The organism is Pseudobutyrivibrio sp. JW11, assembly GCF_900115355.1.
Classification (GTDB): Bacteria; Bacillota; Clostridia; order Lachnospirales; family Lachnospiraceae; genus Pseudobutyrivibrio; species Pseudobutyrivibrio ruminis.
The window spans coordinates 168,205-187,621 of the sequence record NZ_FOWB01000002.1 but is presented as its reverse complement, the minus strand read 5'-3'; the positions used below and the strand labels follow the sequence as shown (position 1 = coordinate 187,621).

The following is a 19,417-nucleotide window of genomic DNA, read 5'->3' as shown; positions in this document are numbered from 1 at the left end:
TTGTTAGCCCTCCTTAAATTACTCCAGCGAAGCCCATGAAAGCCATAGCCATAAGTCCTGCTGTAACAAGAACGATAGCTGAGCCCTTGAAGGCCTGTGGAAAATCGTTGTATTCAATCTTTTCTCTAATACCAGCCATGATAACGATTGCAATTGTGAAACCAAGTGCAACACCAAAACCGTTAATTACTGATTCGAGAATGTCATATTCCTTAGTTACGTTATTGATAGCTGTACCAAGCACTGCACAGTTTATTGTGATAAGTGGAAGGTATACACCAAGCGACTTATAAAGTGAAGGTACACTCTTTTTAAGGAACATCTCTACGAACTGAACAAGCGCAGCAATAACAAGAATGAAAACGATTGTCTGCATATATTCAAATCCAGTAGGAGCTAAAATAAACTTATAAATAAGTGATGTAACAAATGATGAAATAGTAATTACGAAGATTACTGCTCCACCCATACCTGCTGCTGTCTCAACCCTCTTTGATACTCCAAGGAATGGGCAAAGACCAAGGAACTGAGAAAGAACAACGTTGTTAACAATAGCTGAAGCTACTAATAAAAGAATTAAGCTTGTTACGTAACTCATTATTTTTCCTCCTTTCCAGCGATATCGTCAGCATATGAAGAATCAGAACCAGATTTCTCTACATCTTCTGTATTCTTTGCATTTGCAGTCTGTTTTGTTTCTGTAGGAACAGCCTGTGGCTTAGCAACATCCTTAGGATCAACCGGTGGAACCTCATCAGCCTTGTGAACCAAAGACTTTCCTGTGCATGCACTTGATAAGCTACAACCTGAGCAATCTCCGCCTAAGCATCCTTGCACTGCTGGAAGTGGCTTGCCTTTTGCTTCCATGTTACGTCTAACGACGTTCATGATTGCAACAAGACAACCAAGCACGAAGAAAGCTCCAGGAGCAAGACCAAATAATGTAATATGATAATCATTAAGAGGTGCAATAACTGCTCCAAAGATAGATCCGTTTGCAAGAATTTCACGAACAATACCAATAAGAGTAAGTCCTACTGTGAAACCAAGACCCATACCAATACCATCGAACATTGAAGGTATAACTGGATTCTTGCTAGCGTAGCTCTCTGCACGTCCTAAGATGATACAGTTAACTACGATAAGTGGAATATAAATTCCAAGTGATTCATATAATGAAGGTGTAAAACCTTCCATCAAAAACTGAACAATTGTAACGAAGGATGCAACTACAACGATGAAAGCTGGCATTCTTACTCTATCTGGAATGATATTTCTAAGTGCAGAAATAAGCATGTTAGATAAAACAAGAACAACTGTTGTAGAAAGACCCATACCAATACCATTAATTGCTGATGTGGTAACAGCAAGTGTTGGACACATACCAAGCATTAATACAAAGGTAGGATTCTCCTTCCAAAGTCCGTTATAAACTCTTTCTAGGTTCTTATTCATTAGAAGCACCTCCTACAATAGATTCGAAGTAGGTGACACATGCGTTAATACCACCTGTCATAGCACGTGATGTTACAGTGGCAGCTGAAATAGCATCTACTTCGCTTGATGAAGATGCGCCAGTCTTTGTAACTGTAAAGATTTCTGCTGCTCTGTTAATGAACTGAGCTGAGAATGAACCATCACCTGTATCTTTAGCCTTCATACCAAGACCAGCTGTTTCTGAGATATCTGTAATTGAATAGCCATTGATAATACCATCATTTGTGATACCAACAGAAAATGTAATATTTCCGCCGTAACCAGCAGATGTAGTAACTGTAAGAACATATCCGATTACGTTGTTTGATGCATCAAGTGCCTCTACACAATTATCGATTGTTTCTGTGCCGTATCCTGCCTGATTAACATAATCTGTGGCAGCTGAAGAATCAAAATTCTCCATTTCAGCGAATGAAGCTGCATCTGCGAATACTGAAGAATATGCTTCCTTCATAGCGTCCTGATGAGCTTTCTCAATAGGAGCTTTTGTGATTTCGTATACAAGTCCTAAAGCGAAGCCTGCTACAAGAGTAATACAGGTAAGGACTAAAGCGTCTTTTACCAATTTATTCATTAGACTTCACCTCCTTTGAAATTCCAAAGGCTCTAGGTACTGTAATCTTCTCAATAAGTGGAACAAGAAGGTTGCTAAAGATGATAGCGTAGCTAACACCTTCTGCGCTGTTTCCGAAGAATCTGAAGATACCTGTTAAAACACCAAGGCAAATACCAAAAAGAACTTTGCCAAGAGGTGTGATTGGTGATGTAACATAATCTGTTGCCATGAAGAATGCACCAAGCATTAATCCACCACCGCAAAGGTGTGCAACAAGGAATGTTGTATCTAATCCATGTCCTCCAAATAAAATAACGAAAATGGAGAATGTAAGAATATAAACACCAGGAATAACCAAATCAATTACTCCTAATAAAATAAGGATAATAGCTCCAATAAGAATACAAAGAGCACTAGTCTCACCAATTGTACCTGCTGTACGACCAATCAACATATCGAGAGTGTTTACATTACCACCACCGATTGATGCAAGAGGTGTAGGACCTGCAACGCCATCATACTCGAAATGAGTCATTGTTCCTGCGAATGAAATAAGCAAGAATACACGTCCACCAAGTGCTGGGTTCATGAAATTCTGACCTAATCCGCCAAATAACATCTTTACAACTACGATTGCAAAAACGCTACCGAGCACTGCCTGCCATACAGGAAGTGTATGTGGTAAGTTGAGTGCAAGAAGAAGTCCAGTAACAGCTGCACTTAAATCGCCGATTGTATTCTTCTTCCCTACTGCTTTTTCAAATAAGAACTCTGATAATACACAAGATGTGATACATACTGCTATAAGTAATAATGCACGAATTCCAAAATTGATAATACCAAATAGTGTAGTTGGCATAAGGGCAATTATCACATATAACATGATAATACTACTGTCGTCCTTCGCTCTGACATGTGGAGATGAAGAAACTTTTAATAAATTACTCACTTTCTACCCCATCCTTTCTACTTTTTTCTCTTATCTGCAAGAATTTGTTTTTTCATAGTCTTAATTGACTGAGCAAGTGGCTTTCTAGCTGGGCAAGCAAAGCTGCAGCTACCACATTCAATACATTCAAGACCATACCATTTTTCGAACGTTTCCTTGTCTCCATGATCAGAGAACTTAGAAAGTCTAGAAGGTATTAATTTTTCAGGACAAGCCTCAACGCATCTACCGCAATTGATGCAAGCAGTAGTTTCGTACATTGAAACTTCATCTTCTGATAAACAAACAAGTGCGCCAGATGTCTTTGTTGTAGGGATATCAGCATCCATAACAGCAAATCCCATCATAGGACCACCTGAAATGATTTTTGCTGGCTCTCTAACGAATCCGCCAGCTGCTTCAAGGATTTCCTTGCAGCTCATACCAATGCAGATTCTGTAGTTGCGTGGCTCCATAACTGCATCACCAGTAAGTGTGAAGATACGGTCCATAACTGGCTTTCCTTCAACAATTGCTGTATAGATAGCATTTATAGTAGCAACGTTGTCTACGATACATCCAGCATCAGCAGGAAGCATCTTTGAGTTAATTTCACGACCTGTGCACGCCTTAATAATCTGACGCTCACCACCCTGAGGATACTTTGTAAGAAGTGGAACCACTTCGATACGTGGCTCGTTCTCAACAAGCTTCTCTAATGATGCAATAACATCAGATTTGTTGTCTTCTACGCCAAGTAAACCTTTTGCCTTTGGGAAAAGCTGAAGAATAATCTTCATGCCAGTGATAAGCTTTTCAGGCTCTTCAACCATACTTCTATAGTCTGATGTAAGATAAGGTTCACATTCAGCACAGTTTGCAATAATATATTCGATCTTCTCAGGATTATTTGGTGAAAGCTTAACATGAGTAGGGAAACCAGCTCCTCCCATGCCTACAATACCTGCATCCTGAATTTTCTTGATGATTTCTTCATTAGAAAGTTTTGTGAAATCCTCGCAAGATTCAAAACCTGTCTCAATGAATTGGCCATCACTTTCAATTATGATAGAATTAACCATGTCGCCTGTTGCGACGCGTCTTGGCTCAATAGCCTTGACTGTACCGGAAACGCTTGAGAAAATTGGTGCAGATACAAATCCGCCTGCTTCAGCAATTTTCTGACCTCTGAGCACACTATCGCCTACTGCGACACATGCTTGTGCTGGTGCACCTATGTGCTGGGATAATGGATATACCATTAAGCCCTGTGGCTTAATATCCTTAATAGGCTTTTCTTTGGAAAGTTCCTTGCCTTCATAAGGGTGAACGCCACCTTTAAATGTTCTAAGGCCCATTAGCATTTACTCCTCTCTTTCTTTAACGTTAATTAAATTATATCATTTAAAATACTGAAGTAGAGAAAATTTATCATTAATATTGTACATTTTTAAATACCAAAGTATGAAAAATTTGTGTATAATTTAATGAAAAAAACTTTAAAAAGCGAGTTATATTATGGAAATATTTAAAAACACTTACGAATTAGATAACTTAAGCTATGCAATTGATAAATATTTTGATAAAACCACACTTTTCTTCGATATTGAGTGCACAGGCCTTTCTCCAAGAAAATCTTTCATTTATTTAATTGGATATGCTACAAGAAGCGAAAATACAGTTACTATCACACAGTTATTGGCAGCGAATGAATCTGAGGAAATCGATATTATTACAGAATTTGAAAACGTCATGTCTGGATACGATAATTTACTCGGATTCAACTCTACACGATTCGATGAATCTTTTATTGTAGAAAGATGTAGAAAATACAATTTCAACACCAAGATTAAATCTAAGAATCATATGGATATGTATTTGAAAACTACAAAAGCCAGATGCCTTCTTGATCTTCCAAACTATAAACAAAAGACTATCGAGCAATATCTAGGGTTAAATCGCGATGATAAATACAACGGAGGAGAACTTATACCGGTATATGAAAAATACTCTCAAACAGGCGATTTAGAGTCCAAAAAACTTATTCTTCTCCATAATTATGAAGATGTTCAAGGTATGATATATATTACCGATATTTTGGCATACCCTGATTTGTTTAATTCGCAATTACGATATATTTCTCATGAACTCGAATCTAATAAACTAAGATTTATAGTAGAAACTGATATCGCAATTCCGAATTCAATTAATAAGCAGCGAGATTACGGTTTATACATTATAAAGGACAATCGTATATACGTTACGCTGGATTTGTTTGACGGAGAACTGCTCACCTTCCTGCCCGATTACAAGAACTATTATTATCTAATAAATGAGGATATGATAATACCTAAATCATTGGGAGAAAGCATGGATAAAAACAGTCGACGTCCAGCTAAAAAACAAGATTGTAAAGTAAAAAAGGAAGGACAATTCCTTGCCCTCCCTGAAAAAATCGATATTGGAACTACCCGATTATTCAAACCTTCATATGAAGCAAAGGAGGCATTTGTGGATGTCAATGACATTACTCCTAATCTTCTACTGAAGGTTGTAAGATACATGCTTAAGCACTAGTTCTTCTCATAATAGAAAGAGTAACGACGCTTATATCCAAGATCTTTGTAATTAATAACCTGCTCTGTAGAGCCGATAAATAAAATGCCACCAGGACGAAGTGATTTGCAGAATTTATCATAAACTTCGTCCTTTGCTTCATCTGTAAAGTAAATCAATACATTTCGACAAACAATCATGTCGTAGTTTGTAGGATATGTATCGCGAAGCAAATTATGCTCTTTAAATTCTACACACTTCTTTATCTCTTCACTTATCTGGAATGAATTTCCTACTGGTGTAAAGTACTTCTTTTTTAAATCTGCAGGAACATTTGCAATACTTTTAGCATTGTATAGGCCAACCTTTGCAGTTGCAATTACCTGCTTGTCAATGTCTGTTGCAAGAATCTTAATCTTATTAAGAGGAAGATGCTGCGATAAAGCCATTACCAACGAATAAGGCTCATCTCCAGTGGAACAAGCAGCACTCCAAATTTTAAGATTCTGGCCAGAATGCTTGATAAGCTCCGGAATGAATTCTTTTGTAAGAAGATCCCACTGCTCTGGATTTCTATAAAACTCAGAAACGTTTATAGTGAGGAAATTAACGAACTCATCAAAAACTTCTTTATCACTCTTTAAAAGAGCAACATAGTCGTGATACTCCTTGCATTTATGTTTAGTAACAAGAGAATCGATACGTCTACGCATCTGCTTCTCTTTATAGGAACTTAAATCGATTTTAGTAAGATCATAAACCTCTTTCTTGAATCCATCGTAATTGTCCATAAAATCTTCTCCTATCTATTTTTATATTTCTTTCTGTAACTCGGAATAGATACATTATATACATTATTTGTGTATTTATTGTTATTTTTCTAAGAATAATTGCATTTGAAATAGAAAAAAGGTCTAGATTTAAAACCTAGACCTTAAAAATAGTCAAAAGATTATTCTTCTGTAGCAGCTACTTCTTCGATATTTACATCTGCAACATCTGCATCATCAGCAGCCTCTGGCTCAAGAAGAGCCTTGATAGAAAGGCTAATCTTCTTCTCAGCATCGTTGAATTCAACAACCTTTGCTTCGATGTCCTGACCAATTGTAAGAACATCTGAAGGCTTTTCAATACGATCCTTAGAAATCTGAGATACATGAAGAAGTGCATCGATTCCAGGAGCAAGCTCTACGAAAGCACCAAAGTCTTTCATACGAACTACTTTACCCTTTACTACAGAACCTACTGCATACTTATCTGCAGCGCCGTTCCATGGATTCTCGTTATCGAACTTGCAAGAAAGAGCAATCTTGCCATCCTTGATTTCCTTAACGAATACCTTGATTGTATCGCCAACGTTAAGAGTCTTTGTAGGATTCTCAACACGGCCCCAGCTCATCTCTGAGATATGAAGAAGACCATCAGCACCACCTAAATCGATGAATGCACCGAAGTCTTTAACATTCTTAACTGTTCCTTCGAATTCCTGTCCAACAGCAATCTTAGACATAAGCTCTTCCTGAGCCTTTGCTCTATCAGCAACAAGAAGTGTCTTTCTGTTACCAATGATTCTACGACGCTTTGGATCGAACTCTGTGATTACAAAGCTGATTTCCTGACCCTGGTACTTTCCAAGATCCTTTTCATAAACATCTGATACGAATGAAGCTGGAATAAATACTCTAGCCTCATCAACAACAACTGTAAGGCCACCCTTAAGAACCTTATCAACTGTAGCTGTAAGAACCTCTCCGCTTTCAAAAGCTTCTGCAAGTCTTTCGTTGCCCTTTTCCTGAGCAAGTCTCTTGTATGAAAGAAGAACCTGACCCTCACCATCATTTACCTTGATTACGATAGCTGATAAAGGATCACCAACTTTAACTACAGTAGTAAGATCGACGTTTGACTCATTTGTGTACTCTGAACGTGTTATGATACCATCTGACTTGTAACCGATATTTAAAACGATTTCATCTGGCTTTACGCTAATAACAGTACCGTCTACTACCTCTCCATTGTGTATAGTTTTAAATGATTCCTCCAACATTTGTTCAAAACTCATTTCTGACATTTCTTTTGAACCTCCTCAATAATATTGTTTGGGGTGGATGCCCCTGCGGTAATACCTACACTTTCAATGGAACTAAGGTCAGATGGCTGGAAATCATCAGCCGTCTGTATATAGTAAGTATTGTTGCATCGTGTTTTGCATATCTCGTACAACTTTTGTGTATTGGATGAATTTTTACTTCCAATAACAAGCATAGCATCGACCTGTGACGCAATGTCAAAAGCCTCAACCTGCCTTTTATTAGTCGCATCGCATATTGTATTCAAAACAATAATATGATAACCTTTTTGCTTTATAATTTCAACTAATTCTTGAAATTTATTGTGGTTAAAGGTGGTTTGAGAAACAATACAAATAGTATCGTGAGAATTAACTGAAAAGTCTTTAGCGCTTTGCTCTCCTGAAATCACTGTATACTTATCTCCGTTAATCCAACCAACTATGCCTCGAACCTCAGGATGATCCGGATTTCCAATGATTACAATGTACTCTCCATTCTTAGAATGTTCATCAACTGCACGATGAATCTTTTTTACAAAAGGACATGTGGCATCAATAACATTGTGACCAGCAGCTTTCAAACCTTCCTCGACAGCTTTTGTAACACCGTGAGAACGAATGATAACAGTTCCTGGCTCATAATTCTTATTGGAATCCTCATCCATAACCTGAACTCCATGGCTCTCGAAGTCTTTTACAACTTCTTCATTATGAATAATGGGACCATAGGTATAAAGTGGAGAAACTCCCTCTTCTATTTGTTTGTTTACAACATCAACAGCTCTTTGCACTCCAAAGCAAAAACCTGCAGATTTAGCTAAGATTACTTCCATATAAAATACCTTTATTTACATAAATCTATAATTGCAGCAACCACTTCATCAATAGTCATGTCTGAACTATCAACTAATACTGCATCATCAGCCTGCTTTAATGGGCTTATTTCTCTGTGAGAATCTCTATAATCTCTCTCTTCAATATCTTTTGCAATCTGGTCAAAATCAGCCTCGACTCCCTTTGCCTTAAGCTCATCAAAACGTCTCTTCGCTCTGCATTCAACAGAAGCTGTAAGGAAAACCTTAACATCTGCGTTAGGAAGAACTACTGTACCAATATCTCTTCCATCCATAATTACATCTGTAGTTTTAGCAAGCTCCTGCTGTAAAGCAACAAGCTTTGTTCTAACTGCAGAGTAAACTGATGTTGCGCTGGCCATGTTTCCAACCTCTTCTGTTCTGATAAGACCAGTAACATCCTCACCATTAAGGATTACATGCTGAGCACCATCTTCATATTTAATAGAAACAACTATTTCATCTACCTTTTCAGAAATAGATTTCTCGTCATCTGAAGCGATACCTGCTCTAAGAAAATAAAGTGCCATTGCTCTATACATAGCACCAGTATCTACATATACATATCCTTTCTTTGCTGCAACAGCTTTAGCTATTGTAGATTTACCTGCACCTGCAGGTCCGTCGATTGCAACATTCATTGCCATAATATATATCCTCCGTAAAATAATTAAATACTAAGTCCAGCAAGATAACCTGTAGACCATGCTATCTGAAGATTAAATCCGCCTGTAAAGGCATCCAAATCCAAAACCTCTCCAGCAAAAGAAAGGCCATTTATATTTTTACATTTCATAGTGGATGGGTCAATATCCTTGACGCAAACTCCACCTTGAGTGACAATTGCTTCTTTGAATTCTCTCAGTCCCGTAATAGTAAAAGGGAAATTCTTAAGGAGCTTAATAATATTGTTTCGCTCTTCCTTGGTGATTGAGTTGATTTGTCTACTGTCATCGATATCCAAAAGTTCTATAAAAACAGGAACCATAGATGAAGGAAGTAGCCCCCTAAGAACTGAGCTAAGATGCTTATTCATATTGTCATTAAAGTCCCTAAGTATTCTGGCATCCAGCTCCTCAACAGAAAGCGCAGGCTTCAAGTCGATAAAAGCATTAAGCTTACCTTCGCTCTGCAAAGTCTTGCCAATTATAGAGCTTGCTGAAAGCACAAGTGGACCAGATACACCAAAATGGGTAAATAGCATTTCACCAAAATTATCATAAAGCTTTTTCTTTCCATTATATATAGAAAGATTTACATTCTTTAGAGAAAGGCCCTGCATAGACATAACATAGTCTTCTTTAACATTAAGTGGAACTAAAGCCGGTCTTGTATCGGTAACACCTATGCCGATTTTTTTAGCCCAGCGAAGACCATCACCTGTAGAACCGGTAGTCTGATATGAAAGCCCTCCGGTACAAACAATAACATGATCAGCCTTTAACTGAGTTTTATCCTTAAGCAAAACTCCAACAGCTGTATCATTTTCTATTATTATATTAGAAACTTCTGTGTTAAGAAGAATATTTACATTGTATTCATCAAGACCATTTTTTAAGGCTTTTGTAATATCCGAAGCGTGGTCCGAAACAGGGAAAGCTCTATTTCCTCTTTCAACCTTTGTCTCGGTGCCATGCATTTCAATGAAGCCAATCATAGCATCGGAATTGAAGGTATATAATGCACTGTACAAAAATTTAGGATTACTAACAACATTCTTGAAAAAATCTGTCTCATCACAGGCATTAGTAAAATTACATCTACCCTTTCCTGTAATATAAATCTTTTTTCCTAGCTTTTCGTTTTTCTCTAACAAAGTGACATCATGGCCACACATACCAGCAGCATAAGCTGCCATCATGCCGGCAGCTCCGCCACCAACTACAATAACTTTACTCATTAAAAGTCTCCTGAATAATTCATTTTAATAGAATCATCCACCAAATCTATTTCATCATTTTCGTAGAATTGATAATCATTCCATATGTTTTCAATCATATCTAGATTGTTTGCAACCGTAGCTTGATTACGATTACAAAGCTCAACGATTAACGCATTTATTACAGACAGAGGGGCCACTAGCGAATCTACTACATAATGCATTCCGCTTTCTGCAATGAGATTGCAAGAACTGTAAAGATTCATAGGTGAATGAATAGAATCAGTAATAGTCACTACATGAGCTCTTCGATTATTTGCAAACTCCAAAGCCTTCAATGTACGCATTGAATAGCGCGGGAAGGAAATACCAATGATACAGTCCTCCTCGTTAATATGAATCATCTGTTCAAATAGCTCTGAAGTAGAGCTTGTTTGAAGATTAATTACATTATCAAAAATCATATTTAGATAAAATGCTAAAAATGAAGCCAATGGCGCGCATGTACGCAGACCTACGATGTATATTCTTCTGGCACTATTAATTGCTTCAACTGCATTTTCAAAAGCAGCTTCATCAATAGATTCCATGGTGTTTTTAACCTTTAAGGCATCTGCAGATAATACCGAACGCAAAACTCCATTTTGCTCAATGCCTCCATTTGTAAGCTCAATTCTATCTGTAGTATTAAGCTTTGTGCGAACCATTTCCTCTAATGCTTGCTGGAACTCTGGATAACCCTTATACCCAATAAAAGAAGCAAAACGTACTACGGTAGATTCAGATACGCCAATAATATCTCCAAGCTTTGCTGCAGTAAGGAAAACAGCCTTGTCAAAATTATCAATAATATAATTTGCAAGAAGCTTTTGTCCCTTTGACATTCTGCCGTAATTTTCATTAATTTTTGAAATTAAATCAGTTGTAGTAGCCATAAACACTCCTTTTACTAATCATTGAGATATTTATTATACTATGCAAAAAAAGGCAATGCAAGAAATCTTGCATTGCCTCATCACTATTGAAATTAAACTGGATAAGCTTTATTTTCCTTATCTGCCTTTGCAGGATCAACCTTTGTCTGCTGAGCCTCACGATACTCGAAGAACTCTGTAGCAACCTTTGGGAATAATGCGTATGATAACACATCCTCATCCTGCTGTTTCCATCTAGCACATTCCTCTTCAAACTTCTTAAGTCCTGGCTCAAGTAAGTCTGCTGGACGGCATGTGATAGCTTTATCTTTGTCAGCACCAAGTGCCTTCTCTACAACCTCTGGGTTGAAAGGCTTAACTGTCTGACCATACTTTCCAAGGAGAATATCCTTAGTCTGCTCTGTAACAACCTTGTATCTCTCACCCATAAGAACATTGAATACAGCCTGTGTACCAACGATCTGAGAAGAAGGTGTAACAAGTGGTGGCTCACCAAGATCCTTACGTACGCGTGGTACTTCCTCAAGAACCTCGCGAAGCTTATCTTCCTTACCCTGCTCTTTAAGCTGGCTGATAAGGTTTGAAAGCATACCGCCTGGAACCTGATAACGAAGTGTGTTGATGTTTACGCCAAGTACCTTTGTTGACATAAGACCACTTTCGATGCACTCTTCTCTGTATGGTCTGAAGTAATCAGCAATTTCTGAAAGAAGTTCCTGATCAAATCCTGTATCATAAGGTGTTCCTTCGAATGCAGCAGCCATAACTTCTGTTGCAGGCTGAGATGTACCAAGTGCGAATGGTGACATTGCGCAGTCGATAATATCACAACCAGCTTCTACAGCCTTTAAGTATGTCATACTAGCAACACCTGATGTGTAGTGAGTATGAAGCTCGATAGGAAGGCTTGTAGATTCTTTTAATGCTGTAACAAGCTCTGAAGCCTTAGCTGGAACAAGAAGACCAGCCATATCCTTGATACAGATTGAAGATGCGCCCATATCTTCGATACGCTTTGCAATATCCTTCCAGTAATCAAGTGTATAAGCCTCACCAAGAGTGTATGAAAGGGCAACCTGTGCATGTCCTTTCTCTTTGTTTGTAGCATTAACTGCTGTCTGAAGGTTTCTGATATCGTTAAGGCAGTCAAAAATACGAATGATATCGATACCATTTGCAATTGACTTCTGAACGAAGTATTCAACAACATCATCTGGATACTGGCTGTATCCTAAGATGTTCTGACCTCTGAAAAGCATCTGAAGCTTTGTATTCTTAAATCCATCACGAAGCTGTCTAAGTCTATCCCATGGATCTTCCTTAAGGAAACGAAGACATGCATCAAATGTAGCACCACCCCAGCACTCTACTGCGTTATATCCAACCTGGTCCATTTTATCAATGATAGGAAGCATAATTGAGGTAGGCATACGTGTTGCTATAAGAGACTGATGCGCATCACGGAGCACTGTCTCTGTAATTTTAACTGGCTTTGGACTAATATCTGCCATTTGTAATTCCCTCCTGAATAATTAATATGTAAGAACTAAACACCGAATATAGCCATGAATACACCGGCTGCTACGGCTGTTCCGATAACGCCTGCTACGTTAGGTCCCATAGCGTGCATAAGTAAGAAGTTTGTAGGATCTTCCTCTGCACCGACCTTCTGTGAAACACGGGCTGCCATTGGTACAGCAGAAACACCAGCCGATCCAATAAGTGGATTGATTTTTCCACCTGTAACATGGCAAAGAAGCTTTCCAAATAATACACCAGCAGCTGTTCCGAATACGAAAGCAACAAGACCAAGAACAACGATCTTGAGTGTAGCTGGATTCAAGAATGCTTCAGCTGATGTAGACGCTCCTACTGATGTACCAAGTAAAATAACTACAATGTACATAAGTGCATTTGATGCTGTCTCTGTAAGCTGATTTACAACACCAGACTCCTTGAATAAGTTACCAAGCATAAGCATACCAACAAGAGGAGCTGTTGTAGGTAAAATCAAACATACAATAATTGTAACAACGATTGGGAAGAGAATCTTTTCAAGCTTTGATACAGGTCTAAGCTGTGCCATTTTGATTGAACGCTCTTCTTTTGTTGTAAGTGCCTTCATAATAGGTGGTTGAATGATTGGAACAAGTGACATATATGAGTATGCTGCTACAGCAATTGGTCCCATAAGTGCTGATTGTCCAAGTTTACCAGCCAAGAAAATAGATGTAGGTCCATCTGCTCCACCGATGATTGATACAGCAGCTGCTGCCTGATCTGAGAATCCTAAAAGGATTGCAAGAAGGTAAGCTGTGAAAATACCAATCTGTGCTGCAGCGCCAAGCCAAAAGCTTATTGGATTAGCGATAAGTGGACCGAAATCAGTCATTGCTCCAACGCCCATGAAAATAAGCGAAGGAAGAATTGAATACTCATCAAGAGTATAGAAATAATAAAGCAAGCCGCCTACACCATTAGATGTTTCCTCTGGTGATGCAATAATGTCAGGGTAAATATTAACCAATAACATACCAAATGCGATTGGTAATAAAAGAAGTGGTTCATATCCCTTTTTAATTGCAAGATAAAGGAAAACACAGGCAACCGCTATCATGACAAAGTTTCCCCAAGTCAAATTCGCAAATGCAGTTTGACCGGCGAGATTTAACAATGTCTCTCCAACGTAACTCATGTGTAATCCTCCTATTAGTTCATAGTTGCAAGTAATGCGCCAGCCTCAACCTGCTGTCCTTCGTTACAATTGATTGATGCAACAGTACCATCCTGTGGTGCAACAACAGGTGTTTCCATCTTCATAACCTCAAGAACTACAACTGGATCACCCTTCTTAACTGCTGTACCAGCTGCAGCTGCAATCTTTACAACCTTACCAGCTGCTCCAGCTTCGATTTTAACACCGCCTGCAGCGCCTGTAGCAACTGGAGCTGGTGCTGCTGCCTTAGGTGCAGCTGATGGAGTAACTGGAGAAACACCAGAACCTCCCTTATCTTCTACAGTAACATCATATACTGTTCCATTAACAGTGATTGTATAATTTTTCATGGAAAAATCCTCCTAATTCTAATGTCTTTTCTTGATAGAACGAACTACAAACGAATCTGTAGAAGCTCCTGTACTAGCAGCGATTGCTGCGGCAATTACAGCAACAAGCTGTAAATCATCTGTTTCATTTTTAACTGGTGCAGGTGTCTTGCTAACAACTGGAGCAACCACAGCACCCTCTTTCTTTTCTTTAGATCTCTTTTCAAGCTTAGGAATAATCTCAAAAAGCTTGATTACGCCTGACATTACAACAAGCATACAGAACACAATAAGGATACCCATTACTGTATTCAAAGCAGCCTTCTGCATTGTCTCACCTAAAGTGTATACTGGCTCGATATTCATTGCAGTTGGAGTAGATGCATCTAATGTACTGTAAACAAAAGTCATCTTTAAATCTCTTTTTGAGTAATCTCCAATAAGTGTTGCAGTGATTGTCTTACCAGATTTCTCGACATTAAATTCGCCGATTCCAACATATTCATTGGACTCATCGTAACAGTCCTTGTAATCCTCAAGAAGTGTTACAAGTGTTGCACCATCTTCATATGACGAAATATATGAAATATTGTAGTCAATTGCTGCTTCATCAAGTGTTGAAAGCTGTGTAAGCATGCTAGACAATTCTGATTGATAGTCAGCTTCTGTGCGACCACCTAATGTATCATCCTTTTGGCCGCCACACGCCATCAAACCAAGAGCAAGCGCTAAGGTGCATAAGCAAATCTTTAATTTATTCTTCATATGTTCACCTTCCTGCTCTTAAAAGAACATTTCAAATCCTGCAATAATATATTTTCTAGCATCTGCCATTGAAACGATTCTATCGATATGTCCGTGAGCAGCTGCTGTAAGGGCACTATCCTGAAGCTCAGCGTAATCTTTTTCGATTGCTGCAGCATCTGTACCATTATCTGCAAGAATCTTTGCAGCCTTAGAAGCTTCCATTGCTCCAACAGATGTGCTATCAAAAGCATAAACTAAATCTGCACCAAGTGACTTAGAATTCATAAGTACATAAGGTGTGCCGTAGCCCTGCTTTGTAATAAGATTAATCTTTGGAACGCTAGCATCTACAAAGCGCTGTGTCATTTGTGAAAGAGCTCTTGGAAGTCTCTTTTCCTGACATGTGCAAGACTTGAAAGCTGCAACATTAGTAATTGAAAGAACTGGGATTTCATACATATCACAAAGATCTACGAAATCAGCAGCCTTCTCACAGCCAGCAGCTGAAAGAACAGCTTCGCCATCAACCTCTCTATTACCAACAACGCCGATAGTAACACCATCAAGCTTAATAAGACCTGTTACCATTTCTTTAGCAAAACCAGCCTTAAGTTCAACAAACTGTCTGTTATCAGCAAGCTCTGTAGCAACTGCAGCTGCATCTGTAAGCTTACTCTCAAGGCCTTCTGCTGCTCTATTAAGATCATCACTTGCTTCTACGATGTCGTTTGGAATCATAGAAATAACCTGTCTCATAGATGAAACAACCTCTGCAAGTGAACCATGCATATCTACTGTACCAGCTTCTTCAAACTGGAATGCAGCTGAAGAAGTATCGCATTTATCAGAACTGTTTCCAGAAATTGTATCTGGTGAGTTAATGAAAAGCTTTGCTCCATCAACCATAAATGTGAAATCTGCAAGTGCAGGTAATACTGAAAGACCTCCACCACAGTTGCCAGCTACACAAATAAGCTGTGGAATAACCCCTTTAACATCAGCGGCTCTTTCAATAACAGAACCAAGTGCTTCAAGTGCATCGAACGACTCCTGAAGACGAACTCCACCACAATCAATAAAGCCGATTACTGGTGCACCAACCTTAAGTGCCATGTCATATACAGAAAGAATCTTTTTAGCGTGCATTTCGCCAATTGTGCCACCCAAAACATCGGCATTCTGGCTAAATACGAATACTAAAGTTCCATCCACAAGACCATGTCCAATAATTACTCCGTCTGATGGTTCCTTTTTCGCATCAAGGTTAAAATCAGTGTTGCGACTTGTTACTAATGACTGAAGCTCAACAAAGCTGTTATCATCAAGTAACGCGTTAATTCTAGCCTGAGCCTGACTTAAATCATTACCCATCTTATACCTCCATTTATATAAATTATTTCAAAATTTCTCGCAAGTTTAATGATAACCATTTTTAGCCCCCATTTCAATGCGAATGTGTTAAAAAATTGTCATAAATTTATGTTAAAAAGATTGGTCATTATTTTCCTTGAAAAATAGGCACAAAAATAGCCAATCCAAGGGATGGATTGACTATATAAAACACATGTAAAATTAAATGGTAACTTCTACATTGCTAGCCTCATTTTCTGCCTCGATTTTGAACTCTTCAATTTGAGTTTGAGAAAGCTCTGGAAGCTCTTCAATTGAACTTACACCAAAAGAACGAAGGAACTCTTCTGTTGTTCCAAAAAGCATAGGTCTACCAGGTGCATCGAGACGGCCAAGCTCTGTGCAAAGGCCAAACTCAACAAGCTTTGAAACAGCAAAATCGCAGGAAACACCACGAATCTTTTCGATTTCTGATTTAGTGATTGGCTGTTTGTAAGCAATAATAGAAAGAGTCTCTAGCAAAACATCAGTAAGAACATATTTCTTAGGTTGCTTTGCTATACGAATAAGATATTCGTAAATATCAGGGCTAGTGCACATCTGATAAGCCCCATCGATTTCTGTAATTGTAATACCTCTATTTTGTTCTTTATAGCTATTTTTTAAAGATTCAATAGCTTCAACTACCTGCTTTTCTTCTATTTCAAGAGCCTTTGCTATCTTAGATGGCTCAACAGTGCCACCCATTGCAAAAAGAATTCCCTCAACTATGTTTTCGATTTCTTTTAATTCCATAATACCCCTTCAAAAGCTGTCTAGGCAGCAATCTTTGATTCTATAAGAATATCTGTAAATGTATCTTCCTGAGTAATATTAATCTGACCAGCCTTCATCATTTCAAGAATGCAAAGGAATGTAACGATAACCTCTGTCTTTGAATGAGCTGCCTCAAGAAGATTTCTAAAACTAAATGTATTGTGAGCCTTTGCAAATGCAATGGTCCATTCCATTTTCTGCTCTAGGCTAACTTCTTCTTTTTTGATTTTACCGAATGTAGAACGAATTGGATCTCGGCGATTATCCTGTCTCTTAAGAACTTGATTAAAAATGTCGTTAAGCTTGTTAAGAGTTAAGTCGCTCATGAGCTCCTCTAAATCAACTGGCTGCTCATATTTGAGAACTTCCTCAGGAATAGTAGGCTCCTTGTAGAATACAAGGCTAGCATCCATCTGTCGGTCTCTAAGCTGGTAAGAAATTGTTTTGTACATTTTGTATTCCAATAACTGCTGTACCAACTCTGCACGAGGATCCTCAGCTTCCTCTCCATCCTCTTCTTTTTCTTCACGAGGGAGAAGCATACGGCTTTTGATATCCAAAAGTGTGGTGGCCATGAGCAAGAACTCGCTCATGACATCCAAATCACTTTGGTCCATAGCACGGACATATTCCATATATTGATCAGTAATCTCAACAATAGGAATATCGTAAATATCAACTTTGTTCTTATCTATCAGGTGAAGAAGCAAATCCAGCGGCCCCTCAAATGCCTGAAGCTTAACATTCATTTCCAAGTTTTTCTCTCCCTATAGTCCACAAACATAAAATGGTCTCGTACGCCTAGACCACGTATGAGACCATTATAAAAGACTATATTGTGTATGTCAACACGATATACCACTATATGTAGTTGTCAGACAATTTTAAAGCGACTCTAAAGTCTTGCGGATTTCAATGATGAAATCACGAGAATTCAGGACTGTTGGGTTCTCGATAGATGTGATAAGCGCCAAGTCTTTGGTCATCTTACCATCTTCAATTGTCTTGATACAAGCCTGCTCAAGCTTATCAGCAAATGCTGAAAGCTCTGGAATATTGTCTAATTCACCGCGCTTTCTAAGAGCACCTGTCCAAGCAAAGATTGTAGCTACAGAGTTTGTAGAAGTCTCTTCACCTTTTAAGTGCTTGTAATAGTGACGCTGAACAGTACCGTGAGCAGCTTCATACTCATAATAGCCAGCTGGTGAAACAAGTACTGATGTCATCATGGCAAGTGAACCAAATGCAGATGAAATCATATCTGACATAACATCACCATCATAGTTCTTGCATGCCCAGATGAAACCGCCTTCAGATTTCATTACACGAGCAACCGCATCATCGATAAGTGTATAGAAATATTCAATTCCTGCCTTATCAAATGCGTCCTTATATTCTTTATCAAAGATTTCCTGGAACACATCCTTGAATCTATGATCGTATTTCTTTGAAATAGTGTCTTTAGTAGCAAACCAAAGATCCTGCTTTGTATCTAAAGCGTACTTGAAGCAACTATGAGCAAAACTTTCGATAGAATTGTCAAGATTGTGCTGACCCTGAACAACGCCAGGACCATTAAATGTATGAACAAGAGAACTCTCTTCTGTTCCGTCTTCAGCTGTGTATACAAGCTCAACTTTTCCAGCTCCTGGAATTCTCATTTCAGTGTTCTTGTATACATCACCGTAAGCATGACGAGCAATTGTAATAGGCTTCTTCCAAGATTTAACATTTGGGTCGATGCCTTTAACAACGATAGGTGCACGGAAAACTGTGCCATCAAGGATTGCACGAATTGTACCGTTCGGACTCTTCCACATTTCCTTAAGGTTGTATTCAGTCATGCGTGCAGCGTTAGGAGTAATGGTGGCGCACTTTACAGCAACACCATATTTCTTTGTAGCTTCAGCTGACTCCACTGTAACCTTGTCATCTGTCTCGTTTCTGTGCTCTAAACCTAAATCATAATACTCAGTCTTTAAATCAATGAATGGAAGAAGTAGCTCGTCCTTAATCATTTGCCAAAGGATACGAGTCATCTCGTCTCCGTCCATCTCAACCAAAGGTGTCGTCATCTGAATTTTGCTCATACATTATCTCCTTAACCAAGTCCGCCAGTTACACTCTCAAGCATTGTATTTCTACGCTCAACAACACGTTTCGCTTTAGAAATACAATAGCTT

General features: G+C 38.5%; 20 protein-coding genes. 1 reads left to right on the top strand and 19 read right to left on the bottom strand.

The features are described from left to right. Window positions 1-13: 13 nt before the first annotated feature. The 5 genes from BM102_RS03105 to rsxC are packed head-to-tail and all read right to left on the bottom strand — an operon-like array spanning window position 14 to window position 4,339. Entirely contained in the window at window positions 14-598 is a 585-nt protein-coding gene (locus BM102_RS03105) for an electron transport complex protein RnfA (protein WP_090478829.1), read from the bottom strand. Beyond that, window positions 598-1,455 (bottom strand): electron transport complex subunit RsxE, encoded by an 858-nt coding sequence (rsxE, locus tag BM102_RS03100; protein WP_044934544.1) that lies wholly within the window; start codon window positions 1,453-1,455, stop codon window positions 598-600. Before rsxE ends, BM102_RS03105 begins: the two co-directional genes overlap by 1 nt. Next, a complete protein-coding gene (locus BM102_RS03095) occupies window positions 1,448-2,071 on the bottom strand; it encodes an RnfABCDGE type electron transport complex subunit G (protein WP_044934546.1) in 624 nt (207 codons plus the stop codon). Before BM102_RS03095 ends, rsxE begins: the two co-directional genes overlap by 8 nt. Further along, the gene (locus BM102_RS03090; protein WP_081828627.1) at window positions 2,064-3,002 is read right to left on the bottom strand and encodes an RnfABCDGE type electron transport complex subunit D; all 939 of its coding nucleotides are present in this window, start codon (window positions 3,000-3,002) and stop codon (window positions 2,064-2,066) included. The genes BM102_RS03095 and BM102_RS03090 overlap by 8 nt, the downstream gene beginning before the upstream one ends. Window positions 3,003-3,019: 17 nt before the next feature. Beyond that, window positions 3,020-4,339 (bottom strand): electron transport complex subunit RsxC, encoded by a 1,320-nt coding sequence (gene rsxC, locus BM102_RS03085; protein ID WP_090393916.1) that lies wholly within the window; start codon window positions 4,337-4,339, stop codon window positions 3,020-3,022. A 160-nt stretch (window positions 4,340-4,499) separates the two neighbouring features. Here rsxC and BM102_RS03080 point away from each other — a divergent pair, with 160 nt between their 5' ends. Further along, window positions 4,500-5,558 (top strand): ribonuclease H-like domain-containing protein, encoded by a 1,059-nt coding sequence (locus BM102_RS03080; RefSeq protein WP_090478827.1) that lies wholly within the window; start codon window positions 4,500-4,502, stop codon window positions 5,556-5,558. On the opposite strand, the gene BM102_RS03075 is transcribed toward BM102_RS03080, so the two are convergent. From BM102_RS03075 to BM102_RS03010, 14 genes are all read right to left on the bottom strand, one after another. Beyond that, window positions 5,555-6,328: a CheR family methyltransferase gene (locus BM102_RS03075; protein WP_044934554.1), complete on the bottom strand. Its 774-nt coding sequence runs from the start codon at window positions 6,326-6,328 to the stop codon at window positions 5,555-5,557. The two genes, BM102_RS03080 and BM102_RS03075, sit on opposite strands and share 4 nt — an antisense overlap. Before the next feature lie 161 nt (window positions 6,329-6,489). Then, a complete protein-coding gene (gene rpsA / locus BM102_RS03070) occupies window positions 6,490-7,608 on the bottom strand; it encodes a 30S ribosomal protein S1 (RefSeq protein ID WP_044934556.1) in 1,119 nt (372 codons plus the stop codon). Then, the gene (gene ispH / locus BM102_RS03065; RefSeq protein ID WP_044934558.1) at window positions 7,596-8,441 is read right to left on the bottom strand and encodes a 4-hydroxy-3-methylbut-2-enyl diphosphate reductase; all 846 of its coding nucleotides are present in this window, start codon (window positions 8,439-8,441) and stop codon (window positions 7,596-7,598) included. The genes rpsA and ispH overlap by 13 nt, the downstream gene beginning before the upstream one ends. An 11-nt stretch (window positions 8,442-8,452) precedes the next feature. Next, the gene (gene cmk / locus BM102_RS03060) at window positions 8,453-9,109 is read right to left on the bottom strand and encodes a (d)CMP kinase (protein ID WP_090393914.1); all 657 of its coding nucleotides are present in this window, start codon (window positions 9,107-9,109) and stop codon (window positions 8,453-8,455) included. A gap of 23 nt (window positions 9,110-9,132) precedes the next feature. After that, window positions 9,133-10,362: a BaiN/RdsA family NAD(P)/FAD-dependent oxidoreductase gene (locus tag BM102_RS03055; protein WP_090478825.1), complete on the bottom strand. Its 1,230-nt coding sequence runs from the start codon at window positions 10,360-10,362 to the stop codon at window positions 9,133-9,135. Beyond that, window positions 10,362-11,276, bottom strand: a complete 915-nt coding sequence (locus tag BM102_RS03050) for a MurR/RpiR family transcriptional regulator (protein WP_044934565.1) — start codon at window positions 11,274-11,276, stop codon at window positions 10,362-10,364. Before BM102_RS03050 ends, BM102_RS03055 begins: the two co-directional genes overlap by 1 nt. A gap of 92 nt (window positions 11,277-11,368) precedes the next feature. Then, the gene (locus tag BM102_RS03045; RefSeq protein WP_090478822.1) at window positions 11,369-12,787 is read right to left on the bottom strand and encodes an oxaloacetate decarboxylase subunit alpha; all 1,419 of its coding nucleotides are present in this window, start codon (window positions 12,785-12,787) and stop codon (window positions 11,369-11,371) included. 35 nt (window positions 12,788-12,822) lie between these two features. Further along, window positions 12,823-13,971 (bottom strand): sodium ion-translocating decarboxylase subunit beta, encoded by a 1,149-nt coding sequence (locus tag BM102_RS03040; RefSeq protein WP_090478819.1) that lies wholly within the window; start codon window positions 13,969-13,971, stop codon window positions 12,823-12,825. A gap of 14 nt (window positions 13,972-13,985) precedes the next feature. After that, window positions 13,986-14,342 carry a biotin/lipoyl-containing protein gene (locus BM102_RS03035; RefSeq protein ID WP_044934573.1) on the bottom strand — a complete coding sequence of 119 codons (357 nt, stop codon included), beginning with the start codon at window positions 14,340-14,342 and terminating at the stop codon, window positions 13,986-13,988. Between the two features lie 18 nt (window positions 14,343-14,360). Continuing rightward, a complete protein-coding gene (locus tag BM102_RS03030; RefSeq protein ID WP_090478816.1) occupies window positions 14,361-15,086 on the bottom strand; it encodes an OadG family protein in 726 nt (241 codons plus the stop codon). Window positions 15,087-15,104: 18 nt separating this feature from the next. Further along, window positions 15,105-16,439, bottom strand: a complete 1,335-nt coding sequence (locus BM102_RS03025; protein WP_090478813.1) for a carboxyl transferase domain-containing protein — start codon at window positions 16,437-16,439, stop codon at window positions 15,105-15,107. Between the two features lie 201 nt (window positions 16,440-16,640). Next, window positions 16,641-17,213 carry an SMC-Scp complex subunit ScpB gene (gene scpB / locus BM102_RS03020; protein ID WP_044934581.1) on the bottom strand — a complete coding sequence of 191 codons (573 nt, stop codon included), beginning with the start codon at window positions 17,211-17,213 and terminating at the stop codon, window positions 16,641-16,643. Between the two features lie 20 nt (window positions 17,214-17,233). Next, window positions 17,234-17,989, bottom strand: a complete 756-nt coding sequence (locus tag BM102_RS03015; protein WP_090393911.1) for a segregation and condensation protein A — start codon at window positions 17,987-17,989, stop codon at window positions 17,234-17,236. A 129-nt stretch (window positions 17,990-18,118) separates the two neighbouring features. Then, window positions 18,119-19,324, bottom strand: coding sequence for an NADP-dependent isocitrate dehydrogenase (locus BM102_RS03010; RefSeq protein ID WP_090478811.1), 1,206 nt, complete (start codon window positions 19,322-19,324; stop codon window positions 18,119-18,121). Window positions 19,325-19,417: the final 93 nt, after the last annotated feature.